Origin of the sequence: Ventrimonas sp. (assembly GCF_048380235.1) — a bacterium.
Taxonomy (GTDB): Bacteria; Bacillota; Clostridia; order Lachnospirales; family Lachnospiraceae; genus Brotaphodocola.
Genome location: NZ_DBFCCJ010000064.1, coordinates 80,653 through 103,662, shown reverse-complemented (window position 1 = coordinate 103,662; position 23,010 = coordinate 80,653). Strand labels below are relative to the sequence as shown.

Below are 23,010 nucleotides of genomic sequence, written 5' to 3'. Positions count from 1 at the left end.
GGAGATAAAACATGACAAGCAAGCAGAGATCCTATTTAAAGGGACTGGCTATGACCATGGACCCGATTTTCCAGATCGGTAAGTCCAGCGTAACTCCGGAGCTGACCGCTGCCATCGCAGAGGCACTGGAAGCCCGCGAGCTGATCAAGATCACGGTCTTAAAGAACTGCCTCGACGATGGACGTTCCATCGCAGAGGTTCTGGCTGAACGCACCCGTTCTGAGGTGGTTCAGGTGATCGGCAAAAAGATCGTTCTTTACAAGCCGGCCAAAGACGAGGCAAAGCGCAAGATCGTTCTGCCTTAATATCACAAAGAAGGGGCTACGTAAAACCCAGGCCCCTGAGTACATTTTGCGAAGGGAGTGAGCTGCTTGGCCAAGATTGGAATTATGGGCGGTACTTTTGATCCGATCCACAACGCACATCTGATACTGGGCAGACAGGCCTGGAAGGAATACAGCCTGGATGAGGTCTGGTTCATGCCGTCCCACACCCCTCCGCACAAAACCGACCATCAGATCACCGATACAAACGACCGGTGTGAGATGGTGAAACTGGCAATTGCGGAATATCCCTATTTCCGTTTTTCAGATTTTGAGATTTCCAGGACAGGCAATACCTACACGGCCCAGACTTTGCAGCTTTTAAAAGAAGCGTACCCGGAGCACACCTTCTATTTTATTGTAGGCGCGGATTCCCTGTACCACATTGAAACCTGGTATCATCCGGAGCTTGTATTAGGGCACGTTACGATTCTGGCCGCAAGGCGGGAATGTGACGATGCTGCCTGTACTTTGGAGAAGCAGGCGGATTATCTGAAAAACAAATACGGAGCCGCAATTTTTCTTTTACACAGCGCTGCCATGCATATCTCTTCCCAGGAGCTTCGGGAACGACAAAGCAATGGAACCGGAATTCATGATCTGGTTCCGGACAGCGTGGAACGCTATATCAGAGAACACGGCCTGTATCAACATCCTGACCGTAAGAAGGATACATTATGATAAGAGAACAGATCATCACACTGCGCAAGCAGTTAAAATCCAAACTGGAACCGATGCGCTTTGAGCATTCCGTAAGCGTATCGTTCACCTGCACCGCGCTGGCCATGCGTTACGGCTATGATATTCAAAAGGCTGAGCTTGCCGGGCTCATGCACGACTGTGCAAAGCGCTTTACCGACAGCGAGCTGATCCGTAAATGCCAGAAGCATGGGGTGGCCTTAACTGAGGCAGAAATCAAGGCTCCGGCTGTCATTCATGCAAAATACGGTGCCTATCTGGCAGAGAATAAATACGGCATCCAGGACCCGCAGATCATTTCTGCCATTGCATGCCATACCACCGGTAAACCAGACATGTCCACGCTGGACAAGATCTTATACATTGCAGACTATATTGAGCCGCGGCGTGACAAGGCAGATAATCTGCCTCAGATGCGTTATCTGGCATTCCAGGATCTGGATGAGACCATGTACGAGATCTTAAAGGGAACCCTGGAATACCTGGACAAAAAAGGAAACACAATTGACCCGATGACCCTGCAGGCTTATGAATATTTTGCAGAGGCCATGAAACAGAAAAAGGCAAATATGCATATCTAGAAAAGGAGAAAATGAATGAGTCAGACAAACGAAATGGTAAAACTGGCCATCACGGCCCTGGAAGATAAAAAAGGGGAAGATATCCGCGTGATCGACATCCACGAGGTATCCGTTCTGGCTGATTACTTCCTCATTGCAAGCGGTTCCAACGGAAACCAGGTTCAGGCTATGGCTGACAACGTGGAAGAGGAGCTTGGCAAAGCCGGATACCCGTGCAAGCAGGTAGAAGGCTACCAGAGCGCAAACTGGATTTTGATGGACTATGGTGATATCATCGTTCACGTATTTGATAAAGAGAGCCGTTTGTTTTATGATATTGAACGTATCTGGAGAGACGGTAAAATCATGGAGGCGGGTGAGTTCGCAGAACACGCAGGTGTTTAATTCCTTTTATTTCCGAAACAATAAGAAAACCTACTGTTTGAAATCGCTTCATTTTGGAAATTTCAAAAATAGTGGAATGAAATGGGTTACAAGATTAGAATGATTTGGGTTACAAGAATTCCAAAAACCGTTATCCGCAAAAAAGGTTAATATCAGCAGAATGTATTAGGATATGTCCCCCAAATACCCAAAATGGAAAATGTATATCTTTATACAATCACAGAACTTACTTTCCTGATTGTAAATATAAAACAAATGAGGCCGGTCACGGAAATTCCCGTGGCTGACCTTACATTTTGATTTAGGGGGGACGGGTACGGAAAACTTAAAATTTTAGCATCCGTTGGTTCAATGGGGGGCTCCATCAATATGATGGAGCCATTTTTACATCTGTAGCGCAGCAGCTTCTTCAGACCGTACGGATGGAAATGGGATAACATTCTTTGGAAGATGCTGTTCTGCTTCCCAGAGTGTCAGTTTCTGCTGCATATTCATCCAGCTTTCCGGCGATGTGTTCGTTGCTTTTGCAATGCGAATTGCCATATCAGGACTTAACATCGCTTTTTCATTTACAAATTCTGATAATGCTTTCCGGCTTACACCAAGCATTCTGGCTGCATCGGTGATGGTAAGCCCCAGTGGTTTTATAACATCTTCCAAGAGGACAACTCCCGGATGAGTTGGTTTTCTGCTTATCATACATGTTCCTCCTTCTAATGATAGTCCTGGTAATCCACGAGATGCGCATCCTGTCCTTCGAAATAAAATGTTAATCGCCAATTGCCATTAACAGTAACAGACCACATGTCCTGTTTGTCTCCTTTCAGCGGATGCAGCCGGTATCCCGGTAAATCCATATCCTGCGGACTGATACTTGCATCAAGACGATCAAGCATTCTGGCTAATTTAGGCGCATGCTCTGGCTGGATTCCTTTCTTGGAACCGTTCTCAAAAAATTCCTTTAATCCCTCGTGTGCAAATGATTTTATCATATTTATATTATACCGTGTAACGTGGCAGGTGTCAATTATGGATACACTTCTAAGACCGTTATAAAAATTTCAAAAGTATTTCCATATGGAAGGAGGACATCATCTGCATTTACCAGAGAATACGTTATGGATACTGTTACCGTGATACCTGGTCGATCGACCAATGGTTCCTTACGGTTGTCCCAAACATGATCCATGATCTTCGCGTCAACAGCCATGGTTATCCCGGTTTCTTCGAAGGACCGGAAGAAGAGAACATCCGAAAATGGGACCGTATTCTGAAAAGAATGGAATTTCTGTTCCGGGAGGCAAATGAGGACACATGCAGAAAAAAGAATCCGTATGAGGCGGAACATAACCTTGCACAGGAAGCCTTTGAGGCAAAATACGGCATGTTCGGTGAGAAGCTGAAAACAGAAGAGGAGATTGCAAGAGAAATGCGAGAGCATAAGCACCGTTTGTATATGATGGACGATGTGCCGGAATATGCGGAGATCTCGAAAAAGTGGCTGGCGGCCGAGGGTGAACTACGTGAGTACCGGGATCGGTGTCTGAAGCAGGGTATGGAGCTTATGACGAAATATTTCCGGAACCTGTGAGATTGATATGCATGGGCGGACAAAAAGGAAGCGACGGGGAGTCGAAGAATGATTCTCTGCCGCTTCTGGCGTTCGCTTTCTGTTTCTTTCGGCTGTATGCCTTGCCGTTCGGCATGGTCCTCGTTGCCGGGTTCAGGATGCCCCAGGTGGAGCGCTGTAAGGAATGGTATGCTTTTTGTGCTTTCTTACTCTGTTTGCTGATCGGGACAAATGATTTTTTCATGGTCTCCTCCTTTGTGATAGCTGTATGTAAGGAAAAGGCTGCGGAACTTCCATTCCGCAGCCGGTGGTGCCTGAAACCGTACCCCGGCACCGGTGTGATTGCTCACGGGTTTTCTACAGGGGATGATTAACCTCTATAATTTGTCTGATTACTTTACCATGAACCGAAAGATACAACGGATAAAAAATAACAAAACAATCCATGCCACTGAACGTTAACAATCCCATTTGCATTTTTAAAGACCCTGTACGGAAAAATTCTTTAGAGCTCCACTTCAAACAGGAACGTCTGATTGTACTGGTCAAGGGCAATCTGCATTTCCATGATCTTACCGGAGATACGTTCATAATCCCGTTTTACCAGCTCTGGGTCATAGTTGGTGTAGCGGTATTCAGGAACGGCATTTCTGGAGCTGAATGAGTGGGAAGATTCCCTCATTTTCGGCAGGCATTTCCGCATGGTGTCCAGAGTTGTTTTCCGGTAATTAAGCTGTGCCATTTTGACCAGGATGCTGTCCACGCTCATTTCCGTATCACCGACCGGGATCTTTGCGGTGGCGTTGGCCAGGTTCAGTGCGTGCCTGATGATGACGGTTTTCCGGTCAATTTCATTTAAGGTATCGGAAACGGCGGAGTAGTCATACTCCGGGATGACTGGTTCCTCGCCGACGGCAGCAACGTAAGTGCGGGATGCCTCTTCCTTGTTTGTCCAGTAAGATTTTTCATCTGCCAGGCTTTTGAGCAGTTTATTGGCATAAGCCGAAGTCATTTTCATGATGTGTTCGCCTCCTCATCAATTCCTTATGACACGATTATAAGACAGGAGAGGAAAGCTGTCATTGAACCACTGGTTTAAGCCGGCCCATAAACGAGGAATATCCCCGTCAATGACGAGGATATTTTCAATGCTGGTATGTAATAATCTGCTGAGAATGATAAAGTTGTCCAGGCTCGGCAGGGATTTTCCCGCAATCCACTTGTAGATTGCTTGCGGATTTTCAAAGCCGAACGCACCCTGGATCTCTCGGATCGTATAGTTCTGCTCTGAAAGCAGCTGCTTGATCCGCTTCCCGGTTTCCACGGGCTGGATTGACAAATACATCGGTTCCATTTACATCCCTCCATGATTCTGTACCATCCCGAAACACTGTTTTTATTCTATCACGGATGATGCGGAATGAACAGCGGAATTTATCCGGGCGATGGCTTATTTGGAAAATATCCAGGCATAAAAGATGATAAGCCCTAATGGTAGACATGCAGCAAGGTCCTTCACAATGAGCACAGACGGAATTGCTGTGCTCATTGTGTGATTTTAAATTAGATTTATTCTACCGTTACCGATTTCGCCAGGTTTCTCGGCTGGTCTACATCCAGATTCTTTCCGAGAGAAGCATAATAGGCAATCAGCTGCAGCACGACAGCGATCGGGAACACGGTGAAGCGGTCGTCTACATCCGGAATGCGGATTCGGATATCAGCCAGATTGTCATCCACTACAGAGCCTTCTTTTGTCAGCAGAATTACAAAGGCTCCGCGGGCTTTGACCTCACGGATGTTGGAAATGGTCTTGGAGAACACATGTTCCTGAGTTGCAATGGCAATGACCGGTACCTGATCAGAAATCAGGGCAATGGTGCCGTGCTTTAATTCCCCGGCTGCATAAGCCTCCGCATGAATGTAGGAAATCTCTTTCAGTTTCAGGGCACCTTCTAAGGAAAAGGCATAGTCCAGGCCACGGCCGATAAAGAACGCATCCGGACTCTGAATGATGTGGGAAACTACCCCCTTGATCATCTCTTCCTGCGCAATCATGGTCTCCATAGCCGGGATCACATCCAGCAGGTCGGAGAGAAAGTCCATAGCCTGTTTTTCTGTAAACTTACAGCGAACCAGTGCCATGCGGCAGCTGATCATATAGAGAGCGGCAAGCTGCACAGAATATGCCTTGGTGCTGGCTACCGCAATCTCCGGTCCTGCATGGGTGTAAAGCACGTAATCACTTTCTCTGGCGATGGTGGAACCCTTTACATTCACGATTGCCAGGGTCTTTGAGCCGTACTCGTGAGCCAGGCGCAAAGCGGCCAGGGTGTCAATGGTTTCACCGGACTGGGAAATGATCAACACCAGGGTATGCTCGTCAATCAGAGGCTGCTCATAACGAAACTCTGATGCAATGGTTACGGTAACCGGGATCCGCAGGATCGGCTCCATAAGCGCCCGCGCTACCATACCGGTATGCATGGCAGTACCACAAGCCACAATGTGGATCTGATTGCAGTCTTTGAAGATCTCATCCGGGATTTTATCATCGGAGAAATCCGGAAGTCCCTTGCTGATACGCGGGAGGATGGTATTTTTCATAGCCTCCGGCTGCTCATGGATCTCCTTCATCATAAAATGCGGATAACCGTTCTTCATAGCCGCGTCCATATTCCAGTTGACCGTCATGATTTCCGGATATACCTTAGTAAAGTTCTCATCCATATTGTATATATGCACCTTGTAAGGAGTCAGGCGCACGATTTTGTCTTCCGGCACAACAAAATACTGATTGCTGTAGGGGATCAGTGCAGTTAAATCCGATGCAATGATCGCGCCTGCATGGGTGTAGGAGGCAACCAGCGGACTTACTCTGCGGATCGCATATACTGATCCCGGCTGATCATCGAACAGGATGCAGAAGCCGTAAGAACCCACAATCAGCTCCTGAAGCTTCTGAATGGCCTTTAACGGGTCTCCGTCATATAGGGCATCCAGGACTCTTGCAGCCACCTCACTGTCCGTCTGGGAGACGAGCTGTCCTTCTAAATGAAACTGTTCCGTCAGCTCGTGATAGTTTTCAATGATGCCGTTATGGATCAGGGTAACTTTTCCGGCACGATGCGGATGAGCATTGGCATCGGTAACGCCGCCGTGGGTAGCCCATCGGGTATGGCCAATGCCGCTGTGGGCAGTTCCGTGGATATTTGCCACACAGTATTCTCTTAAATTTTTTACTTTTCCGACCTTTTTCGCGATACAGATACTGGTGTCCTCCATACACAGACCGATGCCGGCACTGTCATAGCCACGGTACTCCAGACCGCTGAGGCCGTCTAAGAGGATCTTGCTTGCGTCTAAAGGTCCTGAATATCCAATAATTCCACACATATTATAAAAAATTCCTTTCTGTCTTTCCTGTTGTCATGGTTCAAAATGTAAAATTCGCGCAAAAATGCGTACAAAAAGAAGACTCTCCGGTTATCCTGCGTTTGTTTTGCGGTTGCCCGCATATTTCACAGAATATACACGCCCGGAGAAGCATGGGAGAGTACCCGCCGAATTTTCGATGATCTCTCCACCTCGTTAACCTGAAAAACCAGCTCTGCAGCTTTCACGTTCAGTCATCAGGTGCATGGCGCTATAGCTTTGCTATTGGACATTTCGTTCCTCCTGAAAAACGAAATCGCGTCTATTATAGACCAGAATGGATTTTTCGTCAATCAAATGCAGTTTCTTCATGAAATATTAAAGTTTCTGCTCTGTATTTCCCTGGATTTCTGTGCTAAAATACGAAGTTGTATTATTTATAATCAAACCAGAGAAAAACGAGATAATCATATATGAAACAACATTTTGATTCTGAGCGGATTATGAAACAGCTTCTGGATTCCATAATCCGCTATAAAAGCAAATGGGCGGCCGCAGGAATGGCACTGGTTCTGGGGGCAGGAAGCATCGGCGTTTCGTTTCTGTATCATCCTGCAGAAAAAGCCGCTGTGCCGGAGCCGGAAGTCAAAGAAACCACAGAAGCTGCAGTTATCGAAGCACCGACAGAGGCAGAAACCGAAAGCGTCTGGATTCCGACACTGGACGAATTAAACCTTGCTCACTATTTTCCGGAGGGTGAGGAGGATACCGACATCACCAAAAGCCTGGCCGGACACGTATTCCATGAGCTGATGACCCGGGATGCAAACTGGTCCAGCGCCCTTTACAGCTATTCGGATGTCACACCTGCGGATATGGCGGCAAAGCTTGGCATTTCCAGAGAACGGATTCTTGGAAAATATAACCCGGAAGACGAAAGCCACCAGAAAGAAAATCCTTCTACCTGGACCATTGGCAACTTTCGCAACGTAAAGATCCAGGCTGTAGACGGGGACGGCCATAGCGTTTCTCCTTATTCCAACGTACCTCAGATCATGTCAATGGCCAACGTTTATACCTATTATCATAATCCGCAGGACAGCGACTCGTTCCTGTTCTACGCAAAAGCATTGTGGGAGGCATCCCATTCCTATACCATGTCTATCAGTGATGTGTACTACTGTTCCGGCTGTGTCGGAACGCAGGCGGAGGAGCTGGAAAAGAAGGCATTGCTGGAGGAAGCTGAGGCTGAAAAAGAAAACCCCAATCTGGAACTCCCTTATGAGGAGATTCCAGAGGATGCGAAAGCGACTGCCAGCCAGTCAGAGGAAATCTGCGCAGAAAACCAGACCGGCGTGATCACTGCAGGTCTGGCCACTGCTGAAAAAAAGGCAAAGGAAGAAAGTCAGGCCGAAAGCAGTGCAGCAGAAGCTAAAACGAAGGAAACCATTCCGGAATCTACCAGCGGTGTGATCACGGCACCATCAAAACAGAAAGCTGCTTCTCCTTCCAATGCGGAGTCATCCACTGACTTTGCGAGCACAGAGGGAGAGACTGCTTCCACTACAGAACATGCTATGGCAGATGACCATGCCAAAGCCATGGCGAAAACAGCTACCGAACAGGAAAGCATGCCGAATGACGAGACTTCTGAAAGCACGGAGGAGAAATCTCATGCCGATGCCGGCTTAAGCTGTCCGGGCCATGTGGATCTGACGATCACCATGAAGATTGGAGGTCTGAATGAAAGCGCCGGCCTGTTTGCCCTGGACGCGACAGGAAATGATGAGAGCAAATTCAGTGAGGGCGGCTGGCAGGGATGGACAGAAGAAAATCGTGCAGCAGCTATCTCCCTGGCAGCCGAAGATTGGTACCAGAAATATGGGCTCAGCGTTTCTTCCATTTCAACCGGAATCCCGTTAACAGCCGAAGAGATAGAAGCATATCTGAATGAGCTCCCATCCAATCTTTCAGAAACACGGAAAGAGCTGCTGCGATTTGCGTTAAATTCCGTAGGAAAGGTTCCATATTACTGGGGCGGAAAACCGTCAGCAAAAAACTATGAAAACAATCATTTCGGAACATTAATGCCGCCGGATGTCGATGGACGTACCTTAAAGGGACTGGACTGCTCCGGCTGGATCAGCTGGGTTTACTGGTCTGTGACCGGGGACCATCTCCCCTATGAGGGAACCAGCGGCCTGGCAGCTCTTGGAAAACGCGTCAGCCGCGAAGAACTGCAGCCAGGCGATATTCTGATCCGCACCGGAGCGGATTCCCATGTGGTCATGTTCCTCGGATGGACAGCAGATGGCAGAATCCGCTGCGTACATGAAACCAGCGGTTCCATCAATAACGTTACGGTAGGAACGCGCAACGCCGGTTGGCCTTATTACCGGCGGCTGATCGATTAAACAAACACAATGTATATCATACAGACCGGATGATCCGGTAAGAGAGGAGACGTTTTGAGCTACAGAAAAGACTCTTTTGAAGGTGATGAGCTGGACCGTATGCGGGCCAGACAACAGCGAAAAAAACAGGGCCGGCCGGCCGCACCGACCGGTGATTCCTATGATCTGCGTCCGGACCAGATTGAAGAACTGGATCTGGATGATTATGATACTTATGAAAGCGCATTGAAGCAGGAACTGAACCGTACCATTGCACAGACAAAACAGGAGCAGAAAAATCCAAACAGGAAGGAGAATCGAAACGCCATGAGACAGGATCGTGCCGTTTACGAAAGACCACGAAAAAAACGGAAGAAGAAACATTCCTTCGGAAAAATCCTGCTTCTGGTGGTATGCCTCTTTGCGGGAATCTTTCTGTACCGCCATTTCCGTGCTGGCGGTTACTGGACTATTGCCGTATTTGGAGTAGATTCCCGTGACGGCAATCTCGGAAAGGGAGCCCTTTCCGATGTGGAAATGCTGGCAAGCATTAACAAAAAAACAGGGGAGATCCGCCTGGTATCCGTTTTCCGTGACAGCTATCTGCACATTTCCGAAAAGGAAAATGATTATGACAAGATCAACGAGGCCTATTTCCTCGGCGGCCATGAGCAGGCTGTGAAGGCGCTCGAACGCAACTTAAACCTGCACATTGATGATTATGCTACCTTCAACTGGAAGGCTGTAGTTGACGCCATCAATGTACTGGGAGGCGTGGACATTGAAATCAGTGATAAGGAATTTGCCTACATCAACTCCTTTATCACAGAAACCGTAAATTCTACCGGAGTCGGCTCTTATCAGCTGGAACACAGTGGTATGAACCATCTGGACGGTGTCCAGGCCGTAGCTTACGCAAGACTGCGTCTGATGGATACGGATTTTAACCGTACAGAACGTCAGCGTAAAGTCCTCGGTCAGGCAATGGAAAAGGCAAAGAACTCCAAATTTAAGACACTGCGCACCCTGGTAGGTGCTGTGTACCCGCAGATTTCTACCAGCATCGGCGTGGATGATGTACTTGCACTGGCAAAGGGTGCTAAAAAATATTATATCGGACAGACCTCCGGCTTCCCGTTCTCCCATCAGGAGATGAAGATTGGCAAGAAGTCCTGCGTTATCCCGACCACCCTGGAGAGCAATGTCGTACAGCTGCATATGTTCTTATACGATCAGGAACAGTATGACGCACCGGCATCTGTAAAAGAGATCAGCAATTACATTGCGAAAAAGACCGGTCTGGGTGACCCGGGAAAGGATACGGAAACCGGAAAAAATATCGGTGTAGAAGGCAACAATGGCGGTGGACAGACAGGAGGAAAGTCTGAGCAGCCTGCCGCAGCACCGGCACAGATGGATCCGGCTGTGGAAGAAAGCAGCGAGGCTGCGGTGACATCTTCTGAATCTGCGGAAGAAACCATGGAAAGTTCTGAGGCAGAGGAAACCAAAGAGACGGAAACCTCATCCGGCGTGATCAGCGCGCCGCAGGATCGCCCGGGTTCTTCTGAGACAACCGCCTCCGATCACACCAGTGCAGGGCCGGGACCGTCTGCAGGGCCTGGATTGTCCACCAATGGACCAGGCACCTCAAATGCCCCGACTGCGGCAGAGACCAATGCCGCCTTAGAGGCGCCGGGACAGAATTCCGGAAGCGGAGCCGAAGAGGCCGGACCGGGAGTGTAAAAATTTAACAAAAAATGCGAGTGACTGCCACAGGCAAGCTCGGTGCGGATCTGTGCCCGCTCCTTTCTACGGCAGAAAGTATGCAGGGAACCGTAAAAGGAGAAAATCGTCCGGAAGGCGGCGCTGTGTTTACGCTCACGCTGCAGAGACCGTCATAATATACAGAAATCCGCTTATAGACTTGCAATCTTTGTAGAATGAGACAAAATTCAAAAAAATGGCAAAAAACTATTATACAAAATAAAATTTTTCGCTATAATAGCACCTCGGTAACAACAATACATCATACAGTTTTATGAGAACGCAGTGAGATGCACACCGGAAATCTGTGAACAGCAGCTTTCCGATATCTGAATTCAGAATGCAGTGGAGTCGCAACGAGTTTGACGGCTTCGCTGCATTTTTTTGTTCTCATGCAATCAAGGAGGAAATTACTTATGCCAAAATCTTTGAAACAGGAAATTATTTACGGAATCATGATGGTCTTTGCCATGGTTTACGCCATGGTATGCTACAACGTCACACTGAATGTCGGCGGTATGCAGAACTTTGTTTTCGCAGCAGCACTTCATGAACTTCCGATCATGTGCCCGCTGGCATTTTTATTTGACTTTTTTGTAGTTGGACCGATTGCGAAAAAGATTACCTTCCGCATCTTCAATCCGGCTGAAGATAAGATCATCTTTGTGATCCTGATGATCTCTGTTCTGTCCATCTGGATGATGTGCCCGTACATGAGCCTGATCGCAACCATTTTATTCAAGAATGGCCTGCAGCCGGAATTTTTCAGCATCTGGATCTCCACTACCATCAAGAACTTCCCAATGGCGTTCTTCTGGCAGCTGTTCGCGGCAGGTCCGCTGGTTCGTTTTATCTTTGGAAAAATGTTCAAATAAAAAAGGCATGATTTGAAACACTTGCGTTTTCATGGTAAAATGATGAAAAAAGAAAAGGACAACTGTACATGCGGACCAAGGACGAATTCAACGAACAGAAGCAGCGGCAGCAGCTCTTAAATTCAGCCTGGAAGCTGTTTTACCAGAAGGGTTATCAAAACACTACCATGGAGGATATTCTGAAAGAGGCACATTGCTCAAAGGGCAGATTCTATTATTACTTCCATGCCAAGGCAGAGCTTCTGGATTCCATGTATGAGCTCTTCGATGAAAAATACGAGGAGTTTTACCAGAGCATTGATAAAACATTGGGAAGCTTTGAACAGCTGCTTCTTCTAAACCGTTTCATGTTCGACTTTATGAGCCATCAGATTGGACGGGAGCTTCTTACCAGCCTCTATATCAGCCAGCTTTCCGGGACTACCGGCATCCGGTTCTGGGGAGAACAGCGTTCGTTTGTGAAGATTATTCTGGAGATTGTAAAACGCGGACAGGAGCAGGGCGAGATCCGGACGGATCTTGACTGTCATGCGCTTGCTGCCGACATTGTCGCAGAGGAACGCAGCCAGCTGATTTCCTGGTGCCTGGCAGGCGGCACTTACGATCTGGCGGCGGTGAGTGTTCCAAAGCTGGAGCGTTCCTACATCGGATATTCCTCGCAATATGAAGTGAGAAAAGAACAATAAATAGAGAATTGCTGATTTTTGAATGATTTTGTTGTGTTTGACTTTATTTTGGAAGGTGCAGGCAGGAAATGTTGCACCTTCTTCTTTTATTGTTTATAATAAGACCATGGTCTAAAAATGAAAATTAACAGGAGGTACTTTTATGCAGGCAACGGCACAAAAGAAAAAGAACGGAAAAGTTCTTGATTTTATTGAACGGGTAGGAAACAGGCTCCCTCATCCGTATATCTTATTTTTATGGTTATGTCTGATCCTGGCACTGATCAGTCTGGCATGCAGCATGGCTGGCGTCAGTGTGGTAAACCCGACAAACGGAGAAACGGTTCTTGCCAAGAGTCTCATCAGCAAGGATGGTCTGATCTGGCTGTTGGAAAATCTGCTTTCCAACTTCCAGGGATTCTCACCCCTTGGCCTGGTACTGGCCATGCAGATTGCCATCGGCTTTTCAGAAAAGGTAGGTCTTCTGACAACGGCAATGCGCCGCGCAATCCTCGGTGTTCCGCTGTGGGCACTGACCGCTACCGTATTATTCCTTGGTATCAACGGAAGTATTGCTTCTGAGGCATCCATCATCGTGGTTCCGGCTCTGGCAGCGGCAGCATTTGAGTCCGTTGGCATGCATCCAATTGCTGGACTGCTCGCCGGATACGCGGCAACCAATGCCGGATTTACCGCCTGCGTGATCGTTGCGGGAACCGATGTCCTCTTAGCCGGTGTAACCGAATCTGCAGCCCAGATGATTGATCCGTCCATGACTGTCAACGCCACCTGCAACTGGTACTTCATGTTCGTATCCGTATTCACTCTGACTGCGGTAGGTGTTTTCGTAAATAAGAAATTTATCGTTCCGCGTCTTGGCACCTATGATCCGGCAGACGGAGAGGGCGTTGACGCAGTCGAATCCAGCTCCGAGATCACTCCTGTTCAGGCAAAAGCACTTCGCGCAGCAGGCATTTTCAGTATTCTGTACATCCTGTTATTTGCAATTCTGGTCATCCCGTCCGGTGGCATGCTTCGTGCGGAAGACGGTTCCATCTTAAACGGACCGTTCATCAAAGGACTTGTTCCGATCCTGATGATTTATTTCATTCTGGTAGGCGTTGTATACGGCGTAAAGGCTGGTACCATCAAAAACAGTTCTGACGTTCCGATGCGGATGGCCCAGGCTCTGGAAGGCATGACCGGCTACATTGTTTTAGTATTTGTCATTGCGCAGTTCATCAATATGTTCAGCTACACTAACCTCGGCATGATCATCGCCGTGAAGAGTGCAGATGCCCTGCAGGCAGCAGGCTTTACCGGCATTCCGTTAATGCTGTTCTTCATCCTGCTCTGCTGCGTCGTAAACCTGTTCATGACCAGCGGTTCCGGAAAATGGTACATTTTTGCTCCGATCCTGGTACCCATGATGATGATGCTTGACTACAGCCCGGCTTTCGCGCAGATCGTCTACCGAATCGGTGATTCCACCACCAACGCCATCACCCCGATCTATCCGTATATCCCGATCGCCATCGGAATGGCAAAGAAATACGACAAAAACTTTGGCATGGGAAGCCTGATCTCCATGATGCTTCCATATTCCATTGCGTTTCTTATTGTCTGGGTTATTCAGATGATTGTCTGGGTTCTGTTTAACCTTCCGCTGGGTCCGGGTGTCAGCGTATTCTTATAAGAGGGAGAGACAACATGAAAAAGCACACTATGAGAGCGCGTTATGAAGCAGCAGAAAAGCTTCTGACAAAACATACCCGCACCGCCGTGTTAAACGGAAATCCAAAGATACACTGGAATGCAGACGGTACCACGTTTCAGTATGAACGGCAGGAGCGTTCCGGCAGTGAAGTTACCGCTGTTCTGGCAGAAGTAAACGGACTGACTGGAACAAGACAGATCCTGCAGAAAGCAGAGACAGCAGGGCAGGCAGCAAATGCCGGCTCTGCTTCCGGCTGTCTAAATGAAAAGGCTGTGACCATGTCCCCGGATGGTGCTTACTATCTTTCCTATGACCGACACAACCTGATTCTGACCGAACAGAAAACCGGAGAACGGATCCAGCTTACCTTTGACGGGGAGCCGGATCTGGAATACGGCTGCTATATTGATATCTACAGCCAGATTACCGTAAAACGCCAGGGATACAAGGAACATCCCCAAGTCCTCTGGAGTCCGGACGGTACCCGTTTTATCACCTACTGCGCGGACCGGAGAACCACGAAAAAGCTTCCGCTGATCGCATCCTACGCAGACAGCCTTACCGATCTGCGCCCGGAGCTTTACGAATATCCATGCCCCTTTGTCACGGATACCGACGAAGAGATTCCGCATTACAGCCTATACATCGGTTCCTTATCGAAAAAAGCACTGGTGAAGGCAGACGCGCCGGACTTTCTCTATCCGGTATTTACTTCTCCGGAAAAATCTTCTGTCAAATGGATGAAGGACAGCCGCCATTTCTATTTTACCTGGATTGCGCGAGGTTATCAGGAGGCCTGCCTTTATCTCGGTGATGCATTAAACGGAAGCTGCCGTGCTGTCATCCGTGAGACAACGGAGCAGTTTTTCAACCTTGGCGCCTTCGGCCTGCTGGACGGCTACGGAAGCTATCTGTTTTCCAACTTTATCACCAGTGACAGAGCCTATGCCTTCTGGCAGAGTGAACGAAATGGATTCGCTCATCTTTACCGCTACCGCCTGACAGAAAACGAAAGCATCTGTGAGGGTGATCTTTTTGATGCGTCTGAGAAAGAACTGATCATTCAGAAGCTGATCCGTGTCGATGAGCGGGAGAAGCAGATTTATTTTATGGCAAATAATGTTCCAGAGTGTTCGGATCCCATGTATTACCAGCTGTACCGCATCGGGTTTGACGGAAGCGGCCTGACACGCCTGACGCCGGAAGATGCCGTGCATCAGATCAGCATGGGAAGCCAGTCTTTCGTAGACACCTATTCCCGCGTGGATCTTCCTCCGGTCACGGTTCTGCGGAAAATGGATGGTTCTCTGATCTGCGAACTGGAAACGGCAGATATTTCAGAGCTTCTGGAACTGGGTTATCAGATTCCGGAGCGGATCACGCTGACTGCCGCAGATGGAAAGACGAAGCTGTACGGCATTTTCTTCCGCCCGGATCCGGGGGAAAATGGGAGCCCGAAGAATCCGGCACCAGAATGCATGGATTCTTCCTGGCCGCTCATCGATTACATTTACGGCGGTGCGCAGCTCTACAACGTTCCCCGGGACTTTACCTGGGACAATAGCATGAACCGGGAAATTTACGGTGGCCTGCAGTCTTTCGCGAAGCTGGGCTTTGCCGGACTGATCCTGGATGGCCGGGGCGTTCCAGGCCGGGGCATGGCATTCCACAGATTCAGCTATCATAACATTCACGCCTGCGCAGGCCTGGAAGACCATGTATTCTGCTTAAAAGAATTAAAACAGCGGTATCCGCAGATTGACCTGGTACGCGTTGGCATGTGGGGCAATTCTGCCGGTGGTTACGCAACCGTGTCGGCTATGCTCCAGTATCCGGGCGTATACCGTGTCGGTGTGGCATCCTCCGGCAACTATGACCAGCGGATGTATGAGCATTCCTGGACGGAGCGCTACAACGGACTTTATACCGATGAAGTTTACCAGTATGGCGACATTACCCGCCTGGCCGGAAATCTGAAGGGACATCTGATGCTGGCTTACGGAGCCATGGATGACAATGTGACCATGGCGCAGACGCTACGGCTCTGTGATGAGCTGAATGCCCACAACAAGCGATATGATCTGGTGGTTCTGCCAAGATGCAATCACAATGTCCCGTCCGATGCGTACTTTGTTCGCCGGAAGATGGATTATTTTGTCCGGAACCTTCTGGGAGCAGAAGATTCTGGAATTTTTGAAGAATAAACGTAACTGTGAGGGTACTGAACAGTTATGAATAAACGCGGTGAAGGAGTTCAAACAGTATGAATAAAAAATACCAGGTTCTGCGGTGCGGGCGTCTTTATGACGGCGTGACGCAGGAATGGAAGAGCGGCCAGAGTATTCTGGTAGAAGATCATCTCATTGCGGAAGTTGACAGTGAAGTTTCCGTGCCGGAAGGTGCGGATATCATTGATCTCAGTGACTGTCAGGTGACTCCGGGAATGATTGATGCCCACATGCATATGGATTATTTTGACTGGCATACGGTGCGGGAGGAAGTATACACCCAGAGTGAGGAAGCCAAAACCCTGGCAATCGCGCGCTGCGCGGAAAAGGCACTGTGCAGAGGATTTACCACTGTGCGCCACGTGGGCGGCATTACCAGCAATGGATACGGAGTTCTGGATGTAAAACGGGCCATTGAGCAGGGATATTTTCCGGGAAGCCGCATTGTGGCAGCACCGATGTTTCTCTGTTCTGCCGGAAGCCACGGAGATCTCAGCCAGGGCTTTGCCAGAAATCCGCTGTTATCCCAGAAGCTTCAGCAGGAACGCCTGACTCTGGGTGCCGGAAAGGACTATTTTGTCAATGCCGTGCGGGAACAGGTAAAATACGGCTCAGATTTTTTGAAGATCATGGCCACAGGCGGTTTCTTCACGCCTTATGATACGCCGATCCAGCAGCAGCTCAACGATGAGGAATTAAAGGCCATCATGGATACAGCCCATGCCCTTGGAAAAACCGTGACGGCTCATGTATACACGAATGAGCTGATGCAGAAGCTGATTGCCTTCGGCATCGACGGCATGGAGCACGGAAGCCTGATGAACCGGGAAACCGCGCAGCTCATCGAAGAAAAGGGCCTGTACCTGGTCCCGACCTTCTGTCCATACGAGGAAGCGGTTCATTATGATCCGGAAGAAATCAAGAAAAAACAGCCGGAATTCCGCCGGAAGCTGGAACTGTATAAGGATGCGCTTCAGGCAGGACGGGAAGTAATCTGCAGCAGTAAGATCAAACTGGGCTATGGAACCGATTTTGTGGCAAATCACCAGAATTATGAAAGTGGTTATGAATACGAAGCCTGGTTAAACAGCGGAATGGATCCGTTTGCCGCATTAAAGGCCGCGACATCCGTCAATGCGGATATATTACAGTTATCCGATAAAATCGGAACCATAGAGCCGGGAAAATATGCCGATATTTCTGCATGGAAACGGGATCTCATGCACGACACGAGAGCATTGCTGGACTGCGCATTTGTAATGAAAGAGGGAAAGGTATACGACACGGAAAGCTGTCTGGAATAGCATATAGCATACACAAAAAGGAGTATAATAAAAAGGAACACGCCGCCAGCCGCATGGACTGAACAGCAGTGTTCCTTTGCTATCTCCAACTATTCGCGAAAGAATAGTTTAACGAATAGTTGTACCTGGTTGACATGGTGACGGAACTTCGTCCTATGCACGAAGTTTTTCAACCTGTTCTATTTCCAACTACCGTTTCACTTTCGTTAAACAATGGATTAAGATTGTGTGTGGCTGTGGAAAGGAAATCTGTGTGATTATGGTGGTGGTTGGTACGTTTGGGTGCATGGCTGCAAAATAGCCGTTGACCGAATGAACCCAATGCCGCGATGACCAAGGCTGACAAGGCTCCCATGGCGTACCGCCATCAGAGCCTTGCGGCTTTGCCGAGCCTATCACGGCATTCCCTTCGGTAAACCGCCATTTTACCGCCATGAATCGTAGCGTGCAAATCCAGGGCTTAGATGTTGCCAGATAGCTTTGTAAGGGCTTGTGTGAGGTCCTGTGATGATTGGTTTGGGTGTTGGTATGAAGTGTGTGTGATGTCTTTTCCCAGTACCATCCCGTGATTTCGAATGGCCTCAAGAACTATAATAAATTGTAATGAGTAATTATAAAAAACAGCAATAAAACGAAGTGTATAACCCATATTATAAGTCATACACTCCGTTTTCCGAAACATCAGAACACCGTTCTATACTTCCTGCTCTTCTGCTTTTTCCTCGTTGATCACCACTGCATCTTTGTTGTCTTCCGTATCCGGATTCTGGGCTGCTTCTGAGGAAGCGTCATCATCCACTAACGTGTTTTTCTTGACTTCCTCCGTATCTTCCTCCGCATCGCTATCATTTGTCAGCTGATTTGATGCATTATCATTTGTATCCTTCGATTCTGCAGCATCTGTCTGTTTCTTTTCAACTTCCGCGTCGTTGCTTTCAACAGAATCCATTCTGTCCTGGTCTTTGGCTTTTTCATCACTGTCATCAGAAATGATCGTATCTTCGTCAAGAATCCGATCATCATATTCTGCTTCTTCCTCGTCAGAGACCAACATGATTGCTGCCTCTGAATCTTCTTCAGCAATGAGTGCTCCATCACTATCAAGAATGAAGATCAGATCTTCATAACCATCTGCTGAAATTACGATTTCGTTCTGACTCTCAGTAAGGGAATTCTTACCAATGCGAATCTCGCGATCATTTGGTTTAAGAAGATATTTATTCTGATCAAGATCCCAGGAATAAGAAACTGCGGTAAGTTCCGTGTCATTTATGGTGATTGATTTCATAGCAGCAAACCAGTCATCTAATTCTTCACCGCTTAATCTTACTGTATAATAGTCATCCCATTTTCCTTTTGCATTGGCACTGACTTCCGGCGCTGCTTTTTCCTCACCATCTTCGTTTCCGATATCACCATTCGAACCGTCAGAAATCTTTCCATTCTGATCCAGCATGATCGTCACAGTCAGAGATTCATAACCCTCAGCCTCAATAACAATTTCGTTTTTCTCAGAATTCTCAAAAGCAGAATTGCTTAATGAAATCTGTTTCAGGATCCCGCTCGTGCGATATTCATTACTGTTTAAATCATAATCAGCTTTTGTGTACTCAGTTTCATTAACAGTAACAGAAGTGATCTTGTCAAACCACTCTGCATCATCAAACACAAGTCCGAATCCATCGGTGATATCCTTGGTTTCAACAGGGCCTGCAAGCGTTTCCTTGTTTTCTGTATCCGGATTTTCTGTTTCATCTACCAGTTTTCCTGTTTTGTCAATATAGAAGATCAGATCCTCGTATCCTGCTGCAGAAATTACAATTTCATTTTTATCTTCTGTGATTTTCTTATTTCCGAGCTTAACAAAACCATCGGTCTCTGAAATCGTATACTGGGCATTGCCATAAACAAAGCTTCCTTTTTCGTATGACTGACCATTGACGCTTACATTACTGATATTTTTGATCCAGTCACTGGAAGCTGTGCCAAACTGGAAGGTATATGCTCCCATATTCCAACTGTCTTCCCCATCTACTGCTGCCGGCGGCTCCTTCGCTTCATCCGGATTTGTTTCACCCGGATCTGTCTGGTCTTCTTTTGAAATTTCAAAGGAGATCGTCTGTTTTTCATAATATGCAGCTTCAATTGTTACTTCATATTCACCATCCGTGTCAAACAGATCTTTTCCAAGAATCAGCTGATTTTCCTGTTCCTCACTGATGCTGTAACCCACTTTTTCCGAGATACTCTCCTGACCATCCGGAAGAATGCTTTTCACGGTTCCGTCTGGTTTTTTCAATGACACCTTTGTGATATACTTCCAGATATCTCCGCTTTCATCTGCATCATTTGTAAGAATCACTGCATCGCCAACTTTCAGATTCTCATTTACAGACAGCCGAACATCCTTTTTATCCTTTACAACCGGTACCGAAACGGTATTATCCTGATAGCCATTCAACTTGATCACAAGTGTATTGCTTCCATTTTCAAGACGGAACACATCTGCATCCAGCTGTAATAAGAGACCATTTTCCGTTAATGTATATTTCGTGTTGGAAAGCTCCTGATAATCTCCATTAACATAGAGCTTCGCCTCGTCCGCAACAGTCTGAAGATAAGCAAGATCTTCACAGGAAAGATAAACATCCGTTCCCTCTTTGATCTCTGTGATCGTATTTCCAGTCTCATCTGTCAAATGAATCGCAGGAGCCTCTTTTCCAAGGTAATTGCCATTCATCTGCGTCTCGCCAAGCAGGTTGTCTTCCAGTACATATTTCACTGCATAAGGACGGTTTGCAGTCGTTTCTGCATTTCCTGCTGCTAAATAATCTGCAAAGCTTAAATAAGATCCGGCATTCTTGGCCTGCTCCACTGCATCACGATATGCATCAAAGCTGTAAAAGGTTGTGCTGTCCTCGCCAATAACAGCATCGTAACCAGACATATCGGACAACCACCGATCTGCAATTGCATCGGCAGCTTCATTTTCAACCTGGAGCTCACTTAAAATCAGCGCATTTGCGAGAAGATCAGCATCAAAAAGCAGATCAGCAGTCATCGTAGTGCTTCCGCCGTCTGATCCGTCAGAACTGCCACTGCTGCTTCCGCCGCTGACCGTTGCACTGGAAATTGCATCTACCGCAGCCAGTGTATATGCTGCCTGTGCTTCTTCCCTGGTCGCGCTTGCAGCATCAGATACCGTGAAGGTATAAGACATATCCTTAAATCCGGTAGCATGAACTGTGATGGTATATTGGCCCGGATCCGGAATGTTATTTCTGCCGTCCGTGGCAGATTCATCGTTATAAAGAACAAAGCTGTCACCGATTAGATACCAGTCACGAATCTTTTCCAGTTCTTCAGTAGTTCCGTCCGGTCGTGTCAGCTCAACACGATTCACCGGCATTGTTGCTCCATACGTCATATTCTGAACCGTAAAATGAAGATTTTTTCCGCTGACGATCGCACCGGCTTCACTTAAGATCATAGAAGGCGCCGTGCCGTTTACAACCTCGATTGGAATCAGCGTATCCGTATTTCCTGATTTTACACGAAGATAATACAGGCCATTGGAATAAAAGTTCGTCTGTCCAAGCGGTACTGTGATCTGTCCAACCGTTTTTCCGTGATGATCCGCAAGATCACTGCTCCACGCCAGATCCGCATTGATCGTATTTTTATTTCCGTTTCCGGAAACAAGATCCACATCAGAAATACTGTCAAACCACTGTTTATCTGCCTCAGATGTATAATTAAACATCACGATAGCTTCACCACTGACATGATATATGTTATCTGCTGTCTCATCGTCCTTCAATTCTGCTTTCGGCGCGTAATACCGGATCTCATCCTTTTTCTGTCCGAGCGAAAAAGTAGTTGTTGACGGCTTCACACGAACCTGACCATGATCGTCATAATTGGTCAGCTGATAATCCCATACATTAACAGATCCATGCGCAAGAAATGCTGCAGGTGCTGTATGCTTTCTCACCTGAATCGTGCCAGAACCATTCTGACTGCCTCCAAGGGAAACTGTCTGTGTGTGACCTTCCTGATCCATCGCAGTAATGCTGCCTGGATTTAAAACAGTCAGCTCCCATTTTGCAATTGTGCCGTCCGTATCCACCGGAGTCATTGCCTCGGTGACATCAACTCCATCGATCATAACTCTGCAGTTATTCAGAGAATATCCTTTTGCGAAAGCAACTGACACGTATTGGCTCCAGCCAAGATCTACTACTCTGGTCTGGCTTTCCAGCAGAAGTGAACTTTGCTGTTCATCCTGTCCATTTGAAGTACCAGGAGATGATAGACTGCTGTTCGTATTTCCGGAAGAAGTGCCTGCACCGGTGCCGGACCCATTAGAGCTGCTGCTAGATCCACTGGAGCTGCTGCCGGATCCACCGCCTGAAGAACCGCCACTGCTTGTCTGCGTACTGCCGGAGGCTCTGTTTTGTCCGCTCAGCCCTGTATATCCCTGACCCGGACGTTCCTGAACCTTGCCGTCTTCATCCAGCCATGCTCCATCCTGATTTACCTGATAGCCGTCAGGAGTTGTTCCATCCGTAAACATTTTTCCCGGGTGCTCACCGGATTCCGGTTCAAAATAATAACATCTGCCATCAATCCACTGCCATCCGGATACCATAGCACCCTCGGTCACATCTGCATTCGTACTGTAGAAATACCAGGCGCCTTCCTCATCTTTGATCCATCCGGTATGCATTCTTCCCTCAAGACTATCAGATTGCTGATCAAAATAGTATTGTTTTCCATCAATAACAGCTTTTCCTGTTTTCATAACTCCGGTATCCAGATCCAAATAATACCAGCCGGATGCCGTATGGATCCAGCCCTTCGCAAAGCTTCCATCTGCTGCCTGGTATCTCCAGTTCTGACCTTCACGGACCCAGCTTCCATGATCTGGTGCCGCCCCGGCTGTGATCGTCGCACCGTAACCAGTCATTGTCTGGGCTGCAGTCATAATAGCCAGACATACAGCAAACGCCTGTTTTTGAATCTTGCGTGTTCTCATTTTTCTTCCCCTTCCGTTACGCAATTTCATTCTGTAAATTAGCATACGCTAACTCCGATAACGGATTTAGTATAGAAAGTAGAACTTCGATTGT

The 23,010-nt window shown here is 47.7% G+C and carries 19 protein-coding genes; 12 read left to right on the top strand and 7 right to left on the bottom strand.

Annotation, left to right across the window (positions count from 1 at the left end; all coding sequences use genetic code 11):
- The first annotated feature begins 11 nt into the window (after window positions 1-11).
- The 4 genes from yhbY to rsfS all read left to right on the top strand — a co-directional run bounded on the left by yhbY (window position 12) and on the right by rsfS (window position 1,987).
- The gene (yhbY, locus tag ACMP1L_RS10715) at window positions 12-305 is read left to right on the top strand and encodes a ribosome assembly RNA-binding protein YhbY (protein ID WP_118534197.1); all 294 of its coding nucleotides are present in this window, start codon (window positions 12-14) and stop codon (window positions 303-305) included.
- A 66-nt stretch (window positions 306-371) separates the two neighbouring features.
- Window positions 372-1,004 (top strand): nicotinate-nucleotide adenylyltransferase, encoded by a 633-nt coding sequence (gene nadD / locus ACMP1L_RS10710; RefSeq protein WP_418453016.1) that lies wholly within the window; start codon window positions 372-374, stop codon window positions 1,002-1,004.
- Window positions 1,001-1,603: a bis(5'-nucleosyl)-tetraphosphatase (symmetrical) YqeK gene (yqeK, locus tag ACMP1L_RS10705; protein ID WP_418453015.1), complete on the top strand. Its 603-nt coding sequence runs from the start codon at window positions 1,001-1,003 to the stop codon at window positions 1,601-1,603. Before nadD ends, yqeK begins: the two co-directional genes overlap by 4 nt.
- 15 nt (window positions 1,604-1,618) lie before the next feature.
- A complete protein-coding gene (rsfS, locus tag ACMP1L_RS10700; RefSeq protein WP_418453014.1) occupies window positions 1,619-1,987 on the top strand; it encodes a ribosome silencing factor in 369 nt (122 codons plus the stop codon).
- A gap of 384 nt (window positions 1,988-2,371) precedes the next feature.
- Here rsfS and ACMP1L_RS10695 read toward each other — a convergent pair whose 3' ends face one another.
- Together ACMP1L_RS10695 and ACMP1L_RS10690 are read right to left on the bottom strand one after the other, a co-directional pair.
- Window positions 2,372-2,686 (bottom strand): HigA family addiction module antitoxin, encoded by a 315-nt coding sequence (locus ACMP1L_RS10695; protein WP_177303600.1) that lies wholly within the window; start codon window positions 2,684-2,686, stop codon window positions 2,372-2,374.
- A 14-nt stretch (window positions 2,687-2,700) separates the two neighbouring features.
- Window positions 2,701-2,979: a type II toxin-antitoxin system RelE/ParE family toxin gene (locus ACMP1L_RS10690; protein WP_418453013.1), complete on the bottom strand. Its 279-nt coding sequence runs from the start codon at window positions 2,977-2,979 to the stop codon at window positions 2,701-2,703.
- A 188-nt stretch (window positions 2,980-3,167) separates the two neighbouring features.
- On the opposite strand from ACMP1L_RS10690, the gene ACMP1L_RS10685 reads away from it, so the two are divergent.
- A complete protein-coding gene (locus ACMP1L_RS10685; protein WP_418453012.1) occupies window positions 3,168-3,578 on the top strand; it encodes a BAR domain-containing protein in 411 nt (136 codons plus the stop codon).
- Here the strand turns inward: ACMP1L_RS10685 and ACMP1L_RS10680 are convergent.
- From ACMP1L_RS10680 to glmS, 4 genes are all read right to left on the bottom strand, one after another.
- Window positions 3,550-3,801 (bottom strand): hypothetical protein, encoded by a 252-nt coding sequence (locus tag ACMP1L_RS10680; protein WP_418453011.1) that lies wholly within the window; start codon window positions 3,799-3,801, stop codon window positions 3,550-3,552. The genes ACMP1L_RS10685 and ACMP1L_RS10680 overlap by 29 nt on opposite strands.
- 261 nt (window positions 3,802-4,062) lie before the next feature.
- On the bottom strand, window positions 4,063-4,575 hold the full coding sequence (locus ACMP1L_RS10675) for a hypothetical protein (protein WP_178716689.1): 513 nt from the start codon (window positions 4,573-4,575) through the stop codon (window positions 4,063-4,065).
- Window positions 4,576-4,593: 18 nt separating this feature from the next.
- Window positions 4,594-4,911 (bottom strand): helix-turn-helix domain-containing protein, encoded by a 318-nt coding sequence (locus ACMP1L_RS10670; RefSeq protein ID WP_118532297.1) that lies wholly within the window; start codon window positions 4,909-4,911, stop codon window positions 4,594-4,596.
- 215 nt (window positions 4,912-5,126) lie between these two features.
- Window positions 5,127-6,953, bottom strand: coding sequence for a glutamine--fructose-6-phosphate transaminase (isomerizing) (gene glmS, locus ACMP1L_RS10665; protein WP_418453010.1), 1,827 nt, complete (start codon window positions 6,951-6,953; stop codon window positions 5,127-5,129).
- Window positions 6,954-7,405: 452 nt separating this feature from the next.
- On the opposite strand from glmS, the gene ACMP1L_RS10660 reads away from it, so the two are divergent.
- The 7 genes from ACMP1L_RS10660 to ACMP1L_RS10630 all read left to right on the top strand — a co-directional run bounded on the left by ACMP1L_RS10660 (window position 7,406) and on the right by ACMP1L_RS10630 (window position 17,878).
- The gene (locus ACMP1L_RS10660; RefSeq protein WP_418453009.1) at window positions 7,406-9,346 is read left to right on the top strand and encodes an NlpC/P60 family protein; all 1,941 of its coding nucleotides are present in this window, start codon (window positions 7,406-7,408) and stop codon (window positions 9,344-9,346) included.
- A 54-nt stretch (window positions 9,347-9,400) separates the two neighbouring features.
- Window positions 9,401-11,068 (top strand): LCP family glycopolymer transferase, encoded by a 1,668-nt coding sequence (locus tag ACMP1L_RS10655; RefSeq protein ID WP_418453008.1) that lies wholly within the window; start codon window positions 9,401-9,403, stop codon window positions 11,066-11,068.
- Window positions 11,069-11,505: 437 nt separating this feature from the next.
- Entirely contained in the window at window positions 11,506-11,964 is a 459-nt protein-coding gene (locus tag ACMP1L_RS10650) for a DUF2798 domain-containing protein (protein ID WP_177303593.1), read from the top strand.
- Between the two features lie 68 nt (window positions 11,965-12,032).
- A complete protein-coding gene (locus tag ACMP1L_RS10645) occupies window positions 12,033-12,650 on the top strand; it encodes a TetR/AcrR family transcriptional regulator (protein WP_418453007.1) in 618 nt (205 codons plus the stop codon).
- 142 nt (window positions 12,651-12,792) lie between these two features.
- Window positions 12,793-14,325: an AbgT family transporter gene (locus ACMP1L_RS10640; RefSeq protein WP_118731656.1), complete on the top strand. Its 1,533-nt coding sequence runs from the start codon at window positions 12,793-12,795 to the stop codon at window positions 14,323-14,325.
- Between the two features lie 14 nt (window positions 14,326-14,339).
- Window positions 14,340-16,550 carry a S9 family peptidase gene (locus ACMP1L_RS10635; RefSeq protein ID WP_418453006.1) on the top strand — a complete coding sequence of 737 codons (2,211 nt, stop codon included), beginning with the start codon at window positions 14,340-14,342 and terminating at the stop codon, window positions 16,548-16,550.
- A gap of 59 nt (window positions 16,551-16,609) precedes the next feature.
- Window positions 16,610-17,878 (top strand): amidohydrolase family protein, encoded by a 1,269-nt coding sequence (locus ACMP1L_RS10630; protein WP_118731654.1) that lies wholly within the window; start codon window positions 16,610-16,612, stop codon window positions 17,876-17,878.
- A 694-nt stretch (window positions 17,879-18,572) separates the two neighbouring features.
- Here the strand turns inward: ACMP1L_RS10630 and ACMP1L_RS10625 are convergent.
- Entirely contained in the window at window positions 18,573-22,916 is a 4,344-nt protein-coding gene (locus ACMP1L_RS10625) for a hemoblobin-interacting domain-containing protein (protein ID WP_418453005.1), read from the bottom strand.
- Between the last annotated feature and the right edge of the window lie 94 nt (window positions 22,917-23,010).

Bases quoted from the DNA above. Each gene is read 5' to 3' on its own strand.
- ACMP1L_RS10670 (WP_118532297.1), bottom strand. From the start codon at position 4,911: ATGGAACCGATGTATTTGTCAATCCAGCCCGTGGAAACCGGGAAGCGG.
- ACMP1L_RS10675 (WP_178716689.1), bottom strand. From the start codon at position 4,575: ATGAAAATGACTTCGGCTTATGCCAATAAACTGCTCAAAAGCCTGGCA.
- ACMP1L_RS10625 (WP_418453005.1), bottom strand. From the start codon at position 22,916: ATGAGAACACGCAAGATTCAAAAACAGGCGTTTGCTGTATGTCTGGCT.
- ACMP1L_RS10695 (WP_177303600.1), bottom strand. From the start codon at position 2,686: ATGATAAGCAGAAAACCAACTCATCCGGGAGTTGTCCTCTTGGAAGAT.
- ACMP1L_RS10690 (WP_418453013.1), bottom strand. From the start codon at position 2,979: ATGATAAAATCATTTGCACACGAGGGATTAAAGGAATTTTTTGAGAAC.
- ACMP1L_RS10635 (WP_418453006.1), top strand. From the start codon at position 14,340: ATGAAAAAGCACACTATGAGAGCGCGTTATGAAGCAGCAGAAAAGCTT.
- ACMP1L_RS10660 (WP_418453009.1), top strand. From the start codon at position 7,406: ATGAAACAACATTTTGATTCTGAGCGGATTATGAAACAGCTTCTGGAT.
- yhbY (WP_118534197.1), top strand. From the start codon at position 12: ATGACAAGCAAGCAGAGATCCTATTTAAAGGGACTGGCTATGACCATG.
- ACMP1L_RS10680 (WP_418453011.1), bottom strand. From the start codon at position 3,801: ATGAAAAAATCATTTGTCCCGATCAGCAAACAGAGTAAGAAAGCACAA.
- ACMP1L_RS10685 (WP_418453012.1), top strand. From the start codon at position 3,168: ATGATCCATGATCTTCGCGTCAACAGCCATGGTTATCCCGGTTTCTTC.
- ACMP1L_RS10630 (WP_118731654.1), top strand. From the start codon at position 16,610: ATGAATAAAAAATACCAGGTTCTGCGGTGCGGGCGTCTTTATGACGGC.
- ACMP1L_RS10640 (WP_118731656.1), top strand. From the start codon at position 12,793: ATGCAGGCAACGGCACAAAAGAAAAAGAACGGAAAAGTTCTTGATTTT.
- glmS (WP_418453010.1), bottom strand. From the start codon at position 6,953: ATGTGTGGAATTATTGGATATTCAGGACCTTTAGACGCAAGCAAGATC.
- yqeK (WP_418453015.1), top strand. From the start codon at position 1,001: ATGATAAGAGAACAGATCATCACACTGCGCAAGCAGTTAAAATCCAAA.
- ACMP1L_RS10645 (WP_418453007.1), top strand. From the start codon at position 12,033: ATGCGGACCAAGGACGAATTCAACGAACAGAAGCAGCGGCAGCAGCTC.
- ACMP1L_RS10650 (WP_177303593.1), top strand. From the start codon at position 11,506: ATGCCAAAATCTTTGAAACAGGAAATTATTTACGGAATCATGATGGTC.
- rsfS (WP_418453014.1), top strand. From the start codon at position 1,619: ATGAGTCAGACAAACGAAATGGTAAAACTGGCCATCACGGCCCTGGAA.